At 61.4% G+C, this 15950-nt stretch carries 14 protein-coding genes, 4 tRNA genes and 3 pseudogenes; 9 read left to right on the forward strand and 12 right to left on the reverse strand.

What is annotated here, in order from left to right; all coding sequences use genetic code 11:
- Nucleotides 1-127: 127 nt before the first annotated feature.
- The 8 genes from rplA to O4H62_RS02320 all read right to left on the reverse strand — a co-directional run bounded on the left by rplA (nt 128) and on the right by O4H62_RS02320 (nt 6010).
- Nucleotides 128-826 (reverse strand): 50S ribosomal protein L1, encoded by a 699-nt coding sequence (rplA, locus tag O4H62_RS02285; RefSeq protein ID WP_269385512.1) that lies wholly within the window; start codon nt 824-826, stop codon nt 128-130.
- Between the two features lie 4 nt (nt 827-830).
- Nucleotides 831-1259 carry a 50S ribosomal protein L11 gene (rplK, locus tag O4H62_RS02290; protein WP_269385513.1) on the reverse strand — a complete coding sequence of 143 codons (429 nt, stop codon included), beginning with the start codon at nt 1257-1259 and terminating at the stop codon, nt 831-833.
- A 196-nt stretch (nt 1260-1455) separates the two neighbouring features.
- On the reverse strand, nt 1456-1986 hold the full coding sequence (gene nusG, locus O4H62_RS02295; RefSeq protein ID WP_269385514.1) for a transcription termination/antitermination protein NusG: 531 nt from the start codon (nt 1984-1986) through the stop codon (nt 1456-1458).
- A 13-nt stretch (nt 1987-1999) separates the two neighbouring features.
- Nucleotides 2000-2200 (reverse strand): preprotein translocase subunit SecE, encoded by a 201-nt coding sequence (gene secE, locus O4H62_RS02300; protein WP_269385515.1) that lies wholly within the window; start codon nt 2198-2200, stop codon nt 2000-2002.
- Nucleotides 2201-2421: 221 nt separating this feature from the next.
- Nucleotides 2422-2497, reverse strand: a tRNA-Trp gene (locus O4H62_RS02305).
- Between the two features lie 190 nt (nt 2498-2687).
- A complete protein-coding gene (locus tag O4H62_RS02310) occupies nt 2688-3338 on the reverse strand; it encodes a CatB-related O-acetyltransferase (RefSeq protein ID WP_269385516.1) in 651 nt (216 codons plus the stop codon).
- A 604-nt stretch (nt 3339-3942) separates the two neighbouring features.
- Nucleotides 3943-5118, reverse strand: a complete 1176-nt coding sequence (gene tuf / locus O4H62_RS02315; protein ID WP_269385504.1) for an elongation factor Tu — start codon at nt 5116-5118, stop codon at nt 3943-3945.
- Nucleotides 5119-5371: 253 nt separating this feature from the next.
- Complete coding sequence (locus tag O4H62_RS02320; RefSeq protein WP_269385517.1) at nt 5372-6010, reverse strand: GntR family transcriptional regulator; 639 nt, start codon at nt 6008-6010, stop codon at nt 5372-5374.
- A 107-nt stretch (nt 6011-6117) separates the two neighbouring features.
- Here O4H62_RS02320 and O4H62_RS02325 point away from each other — a divergent pair, with 107 nt between their 5' ends.
- The 4 genes from O4H62_RS02325 (at nt 6118) to O4H62_RS02340 (ending at nt 10114) form a co-directional block, all read left to right on the forward strand.
- Nucleotides 6118-7281: an amino acid ABC transporter permease gene (locus tag O4H62_RS02325; protein WP_269385518.1), complete on the forward strand. Its 1164-nt coding sequence runs from the start codon at nt 6118-6120 to the stop codon at nt 7279-7281.
- Nucleotides 7278-8363 carry an amino acid ABC transporter permease gene (locus O4H62_RS02330; protein WP_269385519.1) on the forward strand — a complete coding sequence of 362 codons (1086 nt, stop codon included), beginning with the start codon at nt 7278-7280 and terminating at the stop codon, nt 8361-8363. The genes O4H62_RS02325 and O4H62_RS02330 overlap by 4 nt, the downstream gene beginning before the upstream one ends.
- Nucleotides 8364-8441: 78 nt before the next feature.
- On the forward strand, nt 8442-9485 hold the full coding sequence (locus O4H62_RS02335; RefSeq protein ID WP_269385520.1) for a transporter substrate-binding domain-containing protein: 1044 nt from the start codon (nt 8442-8444) through the stop codon (nt 9483-9485).
- A 56-nt stretch (nt 9486-9541) separates the two neighbouring features.
- Nucleotides 9542-10114 carry a protein-tyrosine phosphatase family protein gene (locus O4H62_RS02340; protein ID WP_269385521.1) on the forward strand — a complete coding sequence of 191 codons (573 nt, stop codon included), beginning with the start codon at nt 9542-9544 and terminating at the stop codon, nt 10112-10114.
- A 168-nt stretch (nt 10115-10282) separates the two neighbouring features.
- Here O4H62_RS02340 and O4H62_RS02345 read toward each other — a convergent pair.
- Together O4H62_RS02345 and O4H62_RS02350 are read right to left on the reverse strand one after the other, a co-directional pair.
- Nucleotides 10283-10356: transfer RNA gene (locus tag O4H62_RS02345), tRNA-Gly, on the reverse strand.
- A 19-nt stretch (nt 10357-10375) separates the two neighbouring features.
- Nucleotides 10376-10460 (reverse strand) — tRNA-Tyr (locus O4H62_RS02350).
- Between the two features lie 262 nt (nt 10461-10722).
- On the opposite strand from O4H62_RS02350, the gene O4H62_RS02355 reads away from it, so the two are divergent.
- The 3 genes from O4H62_RS02355 to O4H62_RS02365 all read left to right on the forward strand — a co-directional run bounded on the left by O4H62_RS02355 (nt 10723) and on the right by O4H62_RS02365 (nt 12475).
- Complete coding sequence (locus O4H62_RS02355) at nt 10723-11616, forward strand: TrmH family RNA methyltransferase (protein WP_269385522.1); 894 nt, start codon at nt 10723-10725, stop codon at nt 11614-11616.
- Nucleotides 11617-11624: 8 nt separating this feature from the next.
- Nucleotides 11625-12314, forward strand: a complete 690-nt coding sequence (locus O4H62_RS02360) for an FkbM family methyltransferase (RefSeq protein WP_269385523.1) — start codon at nt 11625-11627, stop codon at nt 12312-12314.
- 85 nt (nt 12315-12399) lie between these two features.
- Nucleotides 12400-12475: transfer RNA gene (locus tag O4H62_RS02365), tRNA-Thr, on the forward strand.
- A 197-nt stretch (nt 12476-12672) separates the two neighbouring features.
- On the opposite strand, the pseudogene istB reads toward O4H62_RS02365, so the two are convergent.
- Both istB and istA read right to left on the reverse strand, forming a co-directional pair.
- Nucleotides 12673-13484: pseudogene (gene istB / locus O4H62_RS02370) on the reverse strand (IS21-like element helper ATPase IstB).
- A pseudogene (gene istA / locus O4H62_RS02375) lies at nt 13474-14649 on the reverse strand (IS21 family transposase). Before istA ends, istB begins: the two co-directional pseudogenes overlap by 11 nt.
- A gap of 168 nt (nt 14650-14817) precedes the next feature.
- On the opposite strand from istA, the pseudogene O4H62_RS02380 reads away from it, so the two are divergent.
- A pseudogene (locus O4H62_RS02380) lies at nt 14818-15030 on the forward strand (DUF3768 domain-containing protein); the annotation flags it as partial.
- Nucleotides 15031-15136: 106 nt separating this feature from the next.
- A complete protein-coding gene (locus O4H62_RS02385; RefSeq protein WP_269385524.1) occupies nt 15137-15922 on the forward strand; it encodes an IclR family transcriptional regulator in 786 nt (261 codons plus the stop codon).
- Nucleotides 15923-15950: the final 28 nt, after the last annotated feature.

Below are 15950 nucleotides of genomic sequence, written 5' to 3' on the forward strand. Positions count from 1 at the left end.
GAACCGGCAAGGGCACACCACCCGCAATCTCGGACAGGGAGCCCGGAGTTGCCTCCGGACCTTTCCGGCCCTAAGGCCGAAAACTGAGGAAAACCGGACACATATCCGGTTTTCCTAATATTCCAGATCAGGCGACGCTGAGCGACGACGGATCGATCTTGAGGCCAGGGCCCATGGTCGAGGAAATCGCCACGCGCTTGACGTAGTTGCCCTTAGCGCCCGACGGCTTTGCCTTGATGACGGCATCGGCAAAAGCGCGGATGTTTTCCTCGATCTGCTGCGAGCCGAACGAAGCCTTGCCGATACCGGCATGGACGATACCAGCCTTCTCGACGCGGAATTCGACGGCACCGCCCTTGGATGCATTGACCGCACCGGTGACGTCCATGGTCACGGTGCCGACCTTCGGGTTCGGCATCATGCCGCGCGGGCCGAGAACCTTGCCGAGACGACCGACCAGCGGCATCATGTCCGGGGTAGCGATACACCGATCGAATTCGATGGTGCCGGACTGGACGATGTCGACCAGTTCTTCAGCGCCGACAATGTCTGCGCCGGCTGCGCGGGCTTCATCAGCCTTGTCGCCTCGGGCGAAGACGGCGACGCGGACGGTACGGCCGGTGCCGTTGGGCAGGTTGACCACACCGCGGACCATCTGGTCGGCGTGGCGCGGGTCGACGCCGAGGTTCATCGAGACTTCGATGGTCTCGTCGAACTTGGCGATAGCGCGCTCCTTGATCAAGGATACGGCATCACCCAGCGGGTAGAGCTTGTTGCGGTCAACGCCTTCGTTGACCTTCTGCATACGCTTTGCAATCTTGGCCATGGTCTTATCCCGTCACTTCCAGGCCCATGGAGCGGGCGGAGCCCTCGACCATAGCCATCGCGCCTTCGATGTCGGCGGCGTTCAGATCCTTCATCTTTGCTTCGGCGATCGTGCGGACCTGGTCACGCGTGATCGAGCCTGCAACTTCCTTGCCCGGCGTCTTGGAGCCGGACTTGAGCTTTGCTTCCTTCTTGAGGAAGTAGCTCACAGGGGGCTTCTTCATCACGAAATTGAAGGACTTGTCCTGGTAGTAGGTGATGACGACCGGAATCGGCATACCCTTTTCCATTTCCTGGGTGGCGGCATTGAATCCCTTGCAGAATTCCATGATGTTGATGCCGCGCTGACCAAGTGCCGGACCAATCGGGGGCGACGGAGTCGCCGAACCGGCCGGAACCTGCAGCTTGAGTTGACCTGCAACTTTCTTAGCCATTGTTTCTCTGCCTCTTGTTATGATGATGCGCGAGGCACCACCGTTTGCCGGAAAACCGGCGGCTGCGGTTGCGTGGTTCGATCCAAGGGCCGGCTACAGCCCCCTCGCCTCCCACGCGCTTGCGTCACCGAACATTGCGATAACACAAAAACCCGGTCGCGCTCTCTTGACGAAAACGCGGACGGGCAATCTGTCGTCAGACCTTCTCGACCTGACCGTATTCGAGCTCGACCGGAGTGGCCCGGCCAAAGATCGACACCTCGACCTTGAGGCGCGAACGCTCCTCGTCGACTTCCTGAACCGTTCCGTTGAACGACGCGAAAGGACCGTCGGAAACCCGCACCTGCTCGCCGATCTCGAAGGCGATCGACGGCTTCGGCCGCTCGACGCCCTCCTGAACCTGCATCAGGATGCGCTCAGCCTCGGAGTCCGGAATCGGAACCGGCTTGGAATCGCTGCCCAGAAAGCCGGTCACCTTCGGCGTGTTCTTGATCAGGTGGAAAGCCTCATCGGTCAGATCGGCGCGAACCATGACGTAACCAGGGAAGAACTTGCGCTCTGCGTCCACCTTGCGGCCACGACGCACTTCGACAACCTTCTCGACCGGAACCAGGATCTTCTCGAAAAGATGGCTCAAGCCCTTCTGGCGAGCCTGCTCCTCGATCGATTCCGCAACCTTCTTCTCGAAGTTCGAATAGGCGTGGACTATATACCAGCGTGCAGTCATGTTTTCCCCTGCCTCAAGCGCCAACATTCAGGATGAGCCCGATCGCCCATCCCAAAGCCTGGTCGGCCGTAAAGAAGAAAATGGACGCAAGCAACACCATGACGAGAACCATGATCGTGGAGATCGAGGTTTCACGGCGTGAAGGCCATTTCACTTTCGCAGTTTCGGACCGAACCTGCTGGAGGAATGTAAACGGATTTGTTTTGGATGCCATTGTCTGTCCACGCTTATACGGCGCGTAAAGCCGGTCTCCCAGCTCCACGCACCGCGTGTCTGTTAACGTCTACATAAAGCCCGATTCCCTAAATCACAAGAGGGCATCGGGCTTTTTTAATTCATGACCGGCAAACTGGCCCGAAGATTGCTAACCAGATCCTCAGATCGGGTCATCAACCGCGAACCAATCCAACAATCGCCAAAACCGGCGATCCGGGCTGGCAGGGGCAGCAGGACTCGAACCTGCGACCTACGGTTTTGGAGACCGTCGCTCTACCAACTGAGCTATACCCCTAGGCCGGTGGCGGACCTGATAGCGTCAAAAGCACGGGGAATGCAAGAAAGAAGTGACGGCAATCAGGGCCGTATCGTGTTTTTCTCCACAATGACGGTTCGAGCGCTCCCAACAGGCAGGTTCCTGCCACCCCGCCGGGCCGTAACATGCCGCTTTTTCCGGGCTCTCGCCGCCCCCCCCTCTCGCCGCCTCAGGCGCCGCGCTCGAGCGCCTCGACGTCCGCGCCGGTGATGGCTTCGGCATGACGGGCTATACGCTCCAGCTCCCAGTCCCACCAGGCAACCGCAAGCAGCCGCTCAACCACATCGTCGTCAAACCGCCGGCGGATAACGCGCCCGGGATTGCCCGCGACGATCGCATAGTCAGGCACATCGCCCGTCACCACCGCGCGCGCGGCGATGATGGCGCCATTGCCGATGCGAACGCCCGGCATCACCACCGATTCGAATCCCAGCCAGACATCATTGCCGATGACCGTGTCGCGGCTGTTGCCGATGGACGCGGCATAGCCGCCGATCAGGTCGGGGTTGAAAACAGCAAAGGGATAGGTGGAAAACCCGTCCATGGCATGGTTGGCCGAGCTGGTGATGATGCGGACACCATGAGCGATCTGGCAGAACTTGCCGATAGCGAGGCGTTCGGGTGCTCCTGGATAGAGGTAGGGTGCCAGCGCGGCAGCGTAATCGGCAGGCGTATCAAACCCCGAATAGTAGCTGTAATCGCCAATAGAGATGTTGGGATGGTCAATCACCTGGTTGAGGTGAACTGTTCCGGTGTGCGGGCTGCCGTTGGCCAGGATGATGGGGTGACGCGCACCCGCGTCGAGAAAGGGACGGGACATGGTTCTGCTCTTTCGATCTGAAGTTGGACATTTCGGATTGTCAGAACGGGGTCTTGTTCACCATCGCCTCCATGCGATTGCCAATAGCGGCAGCATGAGTGCCACCTTCGCCTTCCCTAAAGGCTGTCGTTCGGCTTTTCAATCCTGCGTCCCGGCCGATGACCCCAAGGCGCATTCCCGGTTCAGTCCGGTTCCGGGTGCATTCTCGAATGTGCATCTGAGCGTCGGAGGATTTCCGCAAGTTGCCTTGAGCGCCTTGAACCCCACGCACTTGCCGGTCGCATTCGACCGGTAGCCTGGCCCGCCCTTGCAGCCACAGCCCTTGCAGGGCGGACGATCCGGGCAGCGAGCCGAGGCGGCCTGTCCCTGGACCAGCAGGCCTGCGAGGGCAAGAACGACAACACCGGCCCTGCCCCAACGCATTTGAACGCCTCCCCCAAAGCAACCTCGGCCCCGCGAACGAGTATGGCGCGCAAAAGGGCCGATGCCAAATCATCGGCCGGGCTTTCCTCCTGCGCAAACAAAAACGCGGACCCGAAGGCCCGCGTTCCGTATTCTCAAGACAGTCGCGGAAGGCTTACGCATCCCGACTTGCGACCATCAATTACTCGATGATCGAAGCGACGATGCCGGCGCCGACGGTACGACCGCCTTCGCGGATGGCGAAGCGCAGCTTTTCTTCCATCGCGATCGGCACGATGAGGGCCACTTCAGCCGAGATGTTGTCGCCCGGCATCACCATTTCGGTGCCTTCCGGCAGCGTCACGATGCCCGTCACGTCGGTCGTGCGGAAATAGAACTGCGGACGGTAGTTGGTGAAGAACGGCGTGTGACGGCCACCCTCTTCCTTGGTCAGGATGTAGGCTTCCGCGGTGAACTTGGTGTGCGGCTTGACCGAACCGGGCTTGCACAGAATCTGGCCACGCTCGACGTCCTCACGGCCAATGCCGCGAAGCAGTGCGCCGATGTTGTCGCCGGCCTGGCCCTGATCGAGCAGCTTGCGGAACATTTCAACGCCGGTGCAGACCGTCTTCTGGGTGTCGCGGATACCGACGATTTCGATTTCCTCGCCAACCTTGACAACGCCACGCTCGACGCGGCCGGTCACAACGGTGCCGCGGCCCGAGATCGAGAACACGTCTTCGATCGGCATCAGGAACGGCTGGTCGATCGGACGCTCGGGCGTCGGGATGTAGCTGTCGACAGCTGCCATCAGCGCGCGGATCGCGTCTTCACCCTGGGCCTTGTCGCCATCGTTGAGAGCAACGAGGGCCGAACCCTTGATGATCGGAATATCGTCGCCCGGGAAGTCGTAGGACGACAGCAGTTCGCGCACTTCCATCTCGACGAGCTCGAGCAGTTCCTCGTCGTCGACCTGGTCGACCTTGTTGAGGAAGACGACCAGCGAGGGAACGCCAACCTGGCGGGCCAGCAGGATGTGCTCGCGGGTCTGCGGCATCGGGCCGTCGGCAGCCGAGACGACCAGGATCGCGCCGTCCATCTGGGCAGCGCCGGTGATCATGTTCTTCACATAGTCGGCGTGGCCGGGGCAGTCGACGTGGGCATAGTGACGGGCTTCGGTCTCATACTCGACGTGGGCCGTCGAGATGGTGATGCCGCGTGCCTTTTCTTCCGGCGCCGCATCGATCTGGTCGTAGGCCTTGAATTCACCGAAAAACTTGGTGATCGCAGCCGTCAGCGATGTCTTGCCGTGGTCAACGTGACCAATCGTGCCGATGTTAACGTGCGGCTTATTGCGCTCGAACTTACCCTTTGCCATCGTCCTGTATCCTGTAATTCTGTTGGCAGACTGTGGAACCTGAAGCGTCTGCGCCGGGTCCCGCGAGAAGTTAACGCGACATAAGGGTTTCGCTTCGGTTTCGCAAGTGGAAATCTCTGTCCCCCCGAAGCCTCGAAACCCGCCGCACCACGGCGTTTGCGCCTGCCCGCGGACGACAATGGCGCCGCGTCAGGTTTCGGCGACGGGCGCGAACCGGTCAATGGGGAAAACCCGACGCTCCGCCCGCCCGGTCTCACTGCACCCGGATGGCACCCGCTGTGTCGAGACTGTCGGCTGCGGCGAGGAACAGTGCCGCGCGTCCCTTGTCTGTTTCGAGTTGCACCGCGCGACACAGGCGGACAAGGACGTCAACCGGCTCGCCGGCATTCGAGCGCAGATCGGCTAGTAACCAGCGCACGACGCGCCATCCGCTGACGAGGTGGGCGTCGGCGATAACCTGTTCGGGGATCAGGCGCGACAGATTGAAATTGAGCTCGGCGAACAGATCGAACATGGCGCTTGCGTCCATGGCCGGTGCCTGCCGGGTCTGCTCGGCGAGCCCGCCGAGCCGCCTGGCAATTTCGACAGGGACGGGCGCGTCGGGCAAGCCGCCTACCAGCCGCAGTAGGCCCGCATGAACGGTGATGTGAAGGCCCCGAGCCGCTGGATCGAGCTGGTAGGCGATCGAACCGACACCTGTCCGCACCTCCACCAGCCCCTCATAAGACAAGCGCTGCAATGCCTGCCGGACCGGCGTCCGCGAAACGCCGAACTCGGCGGCTAGAGTGCCCTCCAGCAAAGTGGTCTCATCGTTGAGCGGCTGCAGGCAGATGCGCTTGCGAATGGCATCCGCGATCTCCTCGACCCGCGGCCTGGCGGCTTGAAACTGCATGCTTATCGGGACCCTCCAGATTTGTACGTCACAGGGGTGACACACCAATTTCCTACATGCTACCTGTATACAAGTGTGCAGATCATATTAGCGGACGGCGAGGACCGATGCAACAATCTCCACCCGCATTGCCCGCAAGGCGGCCGGACTGGCTCGGAGCCGGGATCGTCGGGCTGGCTCTGGCCGGACTGGCGCTGCTCGGCGTCAATATCATTCTCAACATGCAGGCCACCGGCGTCACTCCGGGCTACGGCTTCCTGGCGCAAACCGCCGGCTTCGACCTCAGCGAGAGCCTGATTCCCTACTCGTCAGGGGACAGCTATGCACGGGTGATCGTCGCGGGGCTGCTCAACACGGTGGTCCTGGCGCTGGCCTCGCTGCTGCTGGCGACGATCATCGGCGTGCTGATGGGGCTGGTCAGCGTGACCCCCAGCCCGGCGGGCCGCTGGGTCGCCATTCTCTATGTGGAGTTGTTCCGCAACCTGCCCAAGATTCTGGTTCTGCTGGTGCTCTACGTCATCACGGTGCGCGGGCTGCCGCCGGTGCGCCAGGCATTGTCATGGGGACCGCTGCATCTGTCCAACCGTTCGCTCTATCTGCCGGCGATCGAGGCAGACCCGCGGCAACTCTGGCTGCTCGCCCCGTTCCTTCTCTCCATCCTTGCGGCCTGGTGGTGGGTGCGCAGAGCGCGCCGGATCCAGCGCGCGACAGGGCGGGAAACGCCCGTGGTGCTCGTGGCTGCGACCCTGATCCTGGCCGGCCAGCTCGGGTTTGCGGCGCTGGCGGAAGTGCCGCTGGTTGTCTCCGTGCCCACCTTCGTGCGCTTTGATTTTGATGGTGGCGCGCGGGTGTCGGTTCAGTTCCTGGTCGTGCTTGTCACGCTGGGCCTCTATCACGGCGCGCAGATTGCCGAAGTGGTGCGCGGCGGAATTCTGGCGGTCCCCACAGGACAGGTCGAGGCCGCACGGGCCCTGGGGCTTGCGCCATGGACGGTGACCCGGTTCGTGGTGTTGCCGCAGGTTTTGCGGATCGTCATCCCGCCGATGATCAATCAATATGTGAACCTGATCAAGAACACCTCGATCGCCATCGCAGTGGGCTACTCGGACCTGATGTCGGTCAGCGGAACCATCATCAACCAGACATTCCGCCCGCTGGAGATGATGCTCATCACCATGGCCCTGTATCTCGGACTGTGCCTCGGTGCGTCGTCGCTGATGAACCGGCTGAACATCGGACTTCGCAACCGCAGCGCAAGGAACGTGTCATGATCCCCGCCGCCCCGCCTCCCCCGCAGCGTCGTGACCTCTTGCGACAATGGGCCGGTACGCCGCTGACCGCGCTGGTCTCGGCCGTGAGCGCGGCGTTGGCGATCTGGGCGATCTGGATCGTGCTGGACTGGGCCGTGCTTTCCGCATCTCCGCCGCAGCGGCCGATGCACGCCTGCGCCGAAACGGCCGGGGCATGCTGGCGGTTCTATGTGGAAAAAAGCCGGTTCATGTTGTTTGGCACCTACCCCTATCAGGACCACTGGCGACCGGGGCTGGCCTCGATGCTGTTGCTGGCGCTCTCGGGAGTCGTCGGCCTGCGCATCACCGGACGGCTCGACCGGATTACGCCGCGAGTGCTGGTCGCGCTCTGGATCGCGACCATTCCTGCCGCCTTCCTGCTGATGGGCGGTGGCTGGGCCGGCCTCGACCGCGTGGACATGTCACGCTGGAACGGCTTGCCCGTGCTGCTGATCCTGTCGGTCATCGCCATCGCACTGGCCTTTCCGCTCGGGGTGACGCTGGCCGTGCTGCGCCACCAGGACCGCTGGCCGGTGCTGCGCAGGGCGGCGGTCGTCTATATCGAGACGATGCGCGGCGTGCCGATGGTCACGGTGCTGTTCGTGGGCGTCTTCGTGCTGCCGCTGACATTGCCGCCGGGTACGAGGATCAGCCCGGTGATGGCGACCCTGGTGGCTCTGATCCTGTTTCATGCCTCCTATTTCGCCGAAGACGTGCGCGGCGGGCTGCAATCGCTGCCCGAGGCACAGACCGAAGCCGCCAAGGCGCTCGGGCTGACCTGGAGCCAGACTATGGGGCTGGTACTGCTGCCGCAGGCCCTGTCGCGCAGCCTGCCGGCCTTGGTCAACTCCGTAATCGGCGCCTACAAGGACACCTCGCTGGTGGTGGTGCTTGGCATCCATGATCTGACGTCGACGGCGCGGATGGCGTTCAGCGAACCGGGATGGGGGCAATACGCGCTTGAGGCCTACGCCTTTGTCGGGATCTGGTTTCTTCTCTCCTGTGCATTCCTGTCCTGGATCGGACGCGAACTTCACAAGGGACAGAGCGCAAGAAGCCATTGAAAGTGTCATCAAGCTGATGCAGTATACCTGTATACATGTATGGCAATCATAAACCAGCAACCGCTGCAGGAGACCCGCATGACCACTTTCAAATCCCTCGTCACCGCAACTGCTTCCTCGCTTGTGCTTGGAGCAGCACCGGCCTTGGCCGGCCCAGTCATGGACGATATCAAGGCCAAGGACAGCCTGATCTGTCTGGTCAGCCCGACCGCCCCGGGCTTCTCCGTGCCCGACAGCCAGGGTGTGTTCCAGGGCTTCAACGCCGATTTCTGCCGGATGGCGGCCGCAGCCATCCTCGGCGACGCCTCCAAGGCCGACATTCGCGGGGTCGGATTCTCCGATTCGATGAAGACTATCGTCGCCGGCGAGGCGCATATGGGCTCGCGTTCGATTACCCGCACGGGCACCCGCGATGCCGATGAAGGCCTGGCCTTCGTCGCCACCACCTTCTTCGATGGGCAGGGCTTCATGGTGCCCCGCTCGCTCGGCGTTGCGAGCGCCGCAGAACTCGACGGCGCCAGCGTCTGCGCAGAGGACGGTTCGACCACGCTGCTCAACATTGCCGACTGGTTCGGCGCCAAAGGCATGAGCTACCGGGTTGAAAACATCGCCGACAAGACCGCACGCCTGGAAGCCTTCTTCTCGGGCAAATGCGACGTCTACGCTTCCGACGTGACTGCGCTGAGCGCCGACCGGCAATTGTCGGACACACCGGGCGACTTTGTGATCCTGCCCGAGGTGATCTCGAACGAACCGCTGACGCTGGTCGCGCGTCCCGACCAGGCTTTCGAGGCGGCACTGTTCTGGAGCTTCCAGGTGATGCTCAACGCCGACAGCCTCGGGATTAGCTCAGCCAATATCGATGAGATCATGTCCCAGCTCGACCAGAAGACGCCGGCCGTCCAGCGCATGTTCGGCGCCGACTCCGCCACCACCGACATGGCCGCGAAACTCGGCCTGCCCGCAGACTGGGCCTATCAGGTCGTCAAGCAGGTCGGCTCCTACGGCGAAGTGTTCGACCGTCACCTGGGTGCTGACACGCCCTTCGGCCTTGTTCGCGCGACCACCCCGAACGCCCACGCGGCCGATGGCGGGCTGATGTACCCGTTCCCGATTCGCTGACCCAGAAGCGGCGCGCTCCCTACCCGGGGGGCGCGCATCTCCTCACAGGACACAGAATGCAGAAAGACATATCAGACTGCCCGGGGATCAGTTCGGTGCGCGCCATCTGTCCCCGCCGTGGCGGCGGTCGCGTCGTCACCATGGGGTTTCCGGGGCTCGACATGGACGCGCGCGGAGACGCCTGGCTCAACCCCGAGCGGATGGATGCGACCTTGAACGAGGCCACCAACGCTGGAGCCCGGCTGCTTCTCGTCCACGCAAGCAGCACGGAACTGCCCGCGGGTGCGCTGGCCCTGCTCAGGCGCAACGCCCGCGCGCGCGGCCTGCGCGTCATCGGCTTGCCGATCGAGGACTACAGCGTACCGGGAGAACCCTTCCTTCGTGCCTGGCGCCGGTTGCGGCCGTTGTTTGATGCGATCTTTGACGACGGCGGCGCGGTCGGGATGAGTTGTCATCATGGCGCCGGACGCAGTGGTGTCACCGCAGCCATGCATCTCATCGATGCGGGAGACCCGCCCGCGGAAGCGGTCACCATGTTGCGCAACCAGTTTCCCGAGACGGTGGAGAACGACACGCAGTTCCAATGGCTGGAACGCTATGCGGAGGCGGTCGGCGGCCGATTCGGCTGATTGCCTTTCCGCGGGATCACCCCGACCGTCGCCACGAATTGCAAAGCCGGTGGCGCTCCACCGCCGGCCGCAGTCTTCACACGCAGCGCCCGCAAAGCCGCTGTGCACGAAGGTTCCGCATTCCTGCGATACGGATGGAACCAGCCATAGTTAAATCATTGAAATCCTTGGAGCGGGTAGCGGGAATCGAACCCGCGTATTCAGCTTGGAAGGCTGCTGCTCTACCATTGAGCTATACCCGCATTCACGACCCCGCGACGGTGGTGGAGGGAGTTGGATTTGAACCAACGTAGGCGAAGCCAACGGATTTACAGTCCGTCCCCTTTAACCACTCGGGCATCCCTCCAGACCAGCCGTCAGGGTCATGCATCCAAGATGGACAGCCTGAAAACTTCAGGCTTCGCGGGCCGGGCAATTGGTTGGAAAAGCCCCGTCCGCGGTCGGCGTTATGACGGCGCGCGGTTCCCGTGTCAACATGGATTGAGACAAAAACCGTGAGTTCCTGTCGGACAGCGTTCGGCGCGCCAGAGCGAGCTGTTGCGCAGAGCGTTCCAAACCGTCCTCACGCCACCGATTGCACCGCGCGGCAATTGGCGTATAAGCGCGGCATGAGCAAAGATGACGATGCCGGAACGCCCGGTTCCAACCGCGATACCCATTACGCCAAGCTGCGCCGCGCCCATCGCGACGCCAAGCGGGACAGCCAAGGCCTGCCGCCCGTGCAACCGAAGAACAAGCGCGATCTTCCCGCACGCAAGGGCGCGCTTTACGCCGACCGCGTGGCAGCCGACACCATCTATCTCTACGGCCTGCACACGGTGCGTGCGGCACTTGACAACCCGGCGCGGCGGATTGTCGGCCTGAAGGCCACGCGCAACGCGCTGATGCGGCTTGAAATCGCCGAGGATGCGGACCTGCCCTACCCGCTCGAGCTGGTCAGCCCGCAGGAAATCGACCGGCTGCTTGGCGATGACGCGGTGCACCAGGGCGTTCTTCTGGAAGCGGCGCCGCTGTCGCCGCGGCCGCTGTCGGCGCTCGGCGACACGCGGCTCCTGGTCATCCTCGATCAGGTGACCGACCCGCACAATGTCGGCGCCATCATGCGCTCGGCGGTGGCGTTCGGCGCCGGCGCGCTGCTGACCACCCAGCGTCACAGCCCGCAGGAATCGGGCGTGCTGGCCAAGGCAGCCTCCGGCGCGCTCGAACTCATCGACCATATCGAGGTGCGCAACCTTGCCGCCGCCATCGAGGAGATCAAGGCGCAGGGCTTCACCACCGTCGGACTTGATTCGGAAGGACCTGAGCCGATCGAGGCGGGGCTTTCGGGCGACAGGATCGCACTCGTGCTCGGCGCCGAAGGCAAGGGGCTCAGGCAGAAGACGCGCGAGACGGTCGACATCCTGACCCGTCTCGACATGCCCGGCGCGATCAAGTCGCTCAATGTCTCCAACGCCACTGCAATCGCGCTGTACGCGACGCGCCGTCACCTGGACAGCAACTGAGATCGGCCATGCGCATCCTTCGTCTGCTTCACCTGCTTGGACCTCACGGAAAGATAAAGGTGCGCTTCGGCCAATGGGGCGAAGATGTGATCGTCCATCGCAATTTCGACAAGCAGAAGCACGGTTTCTACGTCGATATCGGCGCCCATCATCCCTTCGCCCATTCCAACACCGCGCGGCTCTGGCTTCGGGGATGGACCGGCGTCAATGTCGACGCCAACCGCAAGAGCGCCGACATCTTGCGCCGGGTGCGAAAGCAGGATCGCACGATCTGGGCCGCGGTCGTCTCCGACAAGATCGCCGCGGAACGGGACACGATAGAGTTCTACTCGGGAGGCCATACGGACCTCACCGGCACGGTCGTGCAGGATATGGCGTCAGAGCGCGGCAAGCAGCAATCGATAAAGGTACCCTGCCGCTCTATCGCCTCCATCATCGCCGAGAGCGCAGAACTGGCGCCTGACGGGATCGATTTCATGAACATCGATATCGAGGGCATGGATGAAGAGGCTATCGCCTCGCTTGCGGACTGGCCGCTGAAGCCGCGCATGATCGCCATCGAGACCTATGCCCTAACCATTCCGGCCGTCATGGAGACCGAGACCTTCCGGATCATGACGGACAACGGATATGATTTCCGCTACCAGGTCGGCCTCACCTCGATCTACATGCGCAAGGATTTTCACGACGGGCGTTAAGCGGTGTTTGCGGCCAGACCCACCGCGCCAATCGCGCTTTTCCCTCTTGCTTGCGAATCCGGTTACTGCTATCCGCATCCCCGCTGCCCTTGTAGCTCAGTTGGTAGAGCACCTGATTTGTAATCAGGGGGTCGCGGGTTCGAATCCTGCCGGGGGCACCATATTTTTCAGGTATTTGGTGCAAATCTGCTCATCCAGCCAACCAGCTAGTATGCGCATAGTAAGCAACCTGATTTGGCTCGCACAACAACAAACCTGCGTGAGCAACCCCAGCTGATTCGATTAGAGACGAGACCGACAAAGTGTTGATTTCCACTGAGAACTGACCCGGTATTTCCACCGAGATTTGACCCGCCTTTCAGTTATCCTTCGGGTCTGATGTTGCGGTCAAGTTCTGGTTTTTCTCCTTTGCGTTTTTGGGTTCATGGGCCGAGCTGTTCTTGAAGCGGAAGCTGTCGTTTCCCGTTTCGAGGATGTGGCAGTGATGGGTGAGCCGATCGAGCAGCGCGGTCGTCATCTTGGCATCGCCAAACACGCCGGCCCATTCGCTGAAGCTGAGCTTGGTGGTGATGATGACGCTGGTGCGCTCATAGAGCTTGCTCAGCAGATGGAAGAGCAAAGCACCGCCTGATGCACTGAACGGTAGATAGCCAAGCTCATCAAGGATCATGAGATCGGAATGCATCAGGCGATTGGCGAACTGACCTGACCGACCTTGTGTCTTCTCCTGCTCAAGCGCGTTGACCAGTTCGACAGTCGAGAAGAACCGGACGCGCTTGTGATGATGCTCTATTGCCTGCACGCCGATCGCCGTGGCGATGTGGGTCTTGCCTTCGCCAGGGCCGCCGGCCAGCACGATATTGTTGGCCTCGTCGAGGAAGTCGCATCGATGCAGCTGGCGCACCAGGGCTTCATTGACCTCGCTGCTTGAGACGTCGAAGCCGTTCAGATCACGATAGGCTGGAAAGCGGGCGTCTTCAGCTGATAGGCTGTTGATCTGACCTCCCTCTCTGCCGTCTCGGCCTTGAGTAGTTGCGACAGGACTGGAATGGCGGCCTCAAAGGCCGGCGATCCCTGTTCGGTCAGTTCGCCGACGGCCTGTGCCATGCCGTGCATCTTCAGGCTTCGCAGCATGATGACGATAGTGCCGCTCGCTGTATTATGACGCATGGCGCACCTCCGTAGCCTTCCGCAGAGTGTCGTAGCGTTCGACATTGGCCTTGGGTTCATTGGCGAGCGCCAGGGCCTGCAGCGCATCGATGGAAGGCGGCGTGATGGATTTGCCATCGACGAGGCGAGAGCGCCGGGCTTACGCTGGACCACCGCCAGATAATGCCGCCAGTCGTAGATAGTCTGTCCTGGCCGATCATGAGAACGGTCGATGATGCGCCTGTGCTCCCAGATGATTAGTCCTTCTGCGGCGACAACGATACGGTCTGGATAGACCCGAAGACAGATCGGGCGATTGGCGAAGGATGCCGGAACGCTGTAGCGGTTGCGCTCCAGGTGCGCCAGGCAGGTCGGGGACACTCGCTTGGTGTATTCGACAAAGCCGTCGAACGGCCGGGATGCCGGCATGAGAGCTTGCACTTCCTCAGCCCAGATGTCTGCAATCGTGCCCCGCATTTTGCCATGGGACGTCTGCGCCCAGAGTTCCTTGCATCGCCCCTCCAACCAGTCGTTCAGGGCTTCAAGCGATGGAAAGCGAGGCAGTGGCTGCCACAGTCGATGACGAGCATCCTGAACGTTCTTCTCGACTTGCCCCGTCCGACCTTGTCGATCGCGGTCTTCATGTTGTCGTAGATGCCGCGGCGGGGAACGCCGCTGAAGACACGGAAGGCATGATTGTGGGCGTCGAACAGCATCTCGTGGGTCTGCAGCAGATAGGCCCGGACAATGAAAGCCCTGGAGTAACTGAGCTTAGTATGGGCCACCTGCAGCTTGGTGCGTTCATTGCCGATGATCGCCGGTGCTCCGACCAGTCGAACTGGAAGGCTTCACCCGGATCGAACGCCAGTGGCACGAATGTCCCGCGTCCTGTCGTCTGAAGTTCTCTCTGCATATCCGCCTTCCAATCCCGGGCGAAGGCGGCAACACGATTGTAGGAACCCTCATGGCCCAGGCTCACCAAGTCCCCATGCAGCTGCTTCATGGTGCGTTTCTGCTTGCGGGACTTCTTGGCCTCCGTCCTCAGCCAGGCCGACAATCGGTCGGCAAAAGGATCGAGCTTGCTAGGTCGCTCAGGAACCTTGAACTTCGGCTCTCCACAGTCAACGCGCAGATACTTGCGAACGGTATTCCGGGACAGGCCAGTCCTGCGGCCAATCTCCCGGATCGATAATTTCTCTCAAGAATGCCAGCGTCGGATCACGCTCAATAATGCCATGTCGATCACTCCGTAGCCCCCGCTGAAAAAACGCAGGGCAAGGTTCAAACATGGGTCAATTCTCGATGGAAATATCCTTTGTAGCCGGGTCAGTTCTCAGTGGAAATCAACATCGTGATGACTGCTGGTGTTGCTGCCATGCAAGAAAGCGACCGCCGGACCCTGTTGAGGAGGGTCCGGCATTTTGATGAATTTACTTCAGAAAATGACACGTACGGCGAGCATGACTTCGGCTCTATCGACCTCGGTGGGTGCCGCCACTTCTGGACAATTGATTATTCTGATCCGACGCTGACATGCGGCTCATCCGACGCCAGCGATACGGCCACCACAGAGCGCGTACAAGCAGCAGCCACGCTTGTATCGTGCGGCGAATTCCACTTGACTGCTTTCTGCGCGTCTCATAACGTGAGATTCAATCTCAATTGGTGGAACAATGACATCTCAACTGCTCCAGCGTTACCATCAGGTTCTGTCCGCCGTTGCCCTGTCGGACGATGGTATCGGCGCGACCGCAATTGCCGACGCAGTTCAACTGCCGCGCAGCACGACTCATCGTCTCGCTATGACCCTGTGCGAAGTCGGCTATCTTCGGCAGCGGCGCTCCGCAATATTCGAGCTCGGCCCCGCACTCGATGACCTCCTGATCCCGCGCATGTTCAACGCGCAGCGTTCCCATACAATCCTGCCAATCCTGCTAAACTTGGCAACGGAGCTGCAGGAAACGGCATTCTTCGCGCGTCGTCACTTCGGCCGCATTGAGATCGTCGATGCGCTGCCGGTACCAGGAACCCAGCAGTCCTACATCTTCCCTGGACTCGGCGAGCGGCCGCTCGATAAGTGCTCTTCCAGCAAAGCGATACTCGCCTTCTGTGAGACGCAAGATGTCCAGACGTGGCTGGACAGCGCGCATGAGAAATCTGACATGCCGCTAATCCCCGAACAGTTGGAAGGCTTGTGGCAAGAGCTCGGTGAGGTGCGTAGCAGGGGTTATGCCATCTGCGATGGAGAGATCGATGAAGGCGTGTTCTCCATCGCCTCGCCGGTGTTCGTTGCGCCTTTCGGCGCCGTCTACAGCATCGGCGTCACCGGACCCACAGCACGCATGAAATCGCGCCCTTTGGAAGAGTTGGCGAATCAAATCCGCGCAGCATCGAAAGCAGCTGCCGCGCGACTGGTGGCACACTCCGTATCGAGCGGACCCACCGAACTTGGGAAATGATCAGAACATTAAGTGGAGGAGAAGTAGA

The sequence above is a fragment of the Parahoeflea alexandrii genome (assembly GCF_027214025.1).
In the GTDB taxonomy this organism is placed as follows: Bacteria; Pseudomonadota; Alphaproteobacteria; order Rhizobiales; family Rhizobiaceae; genus Hoeflea; species Hoeflea alexandrii_A.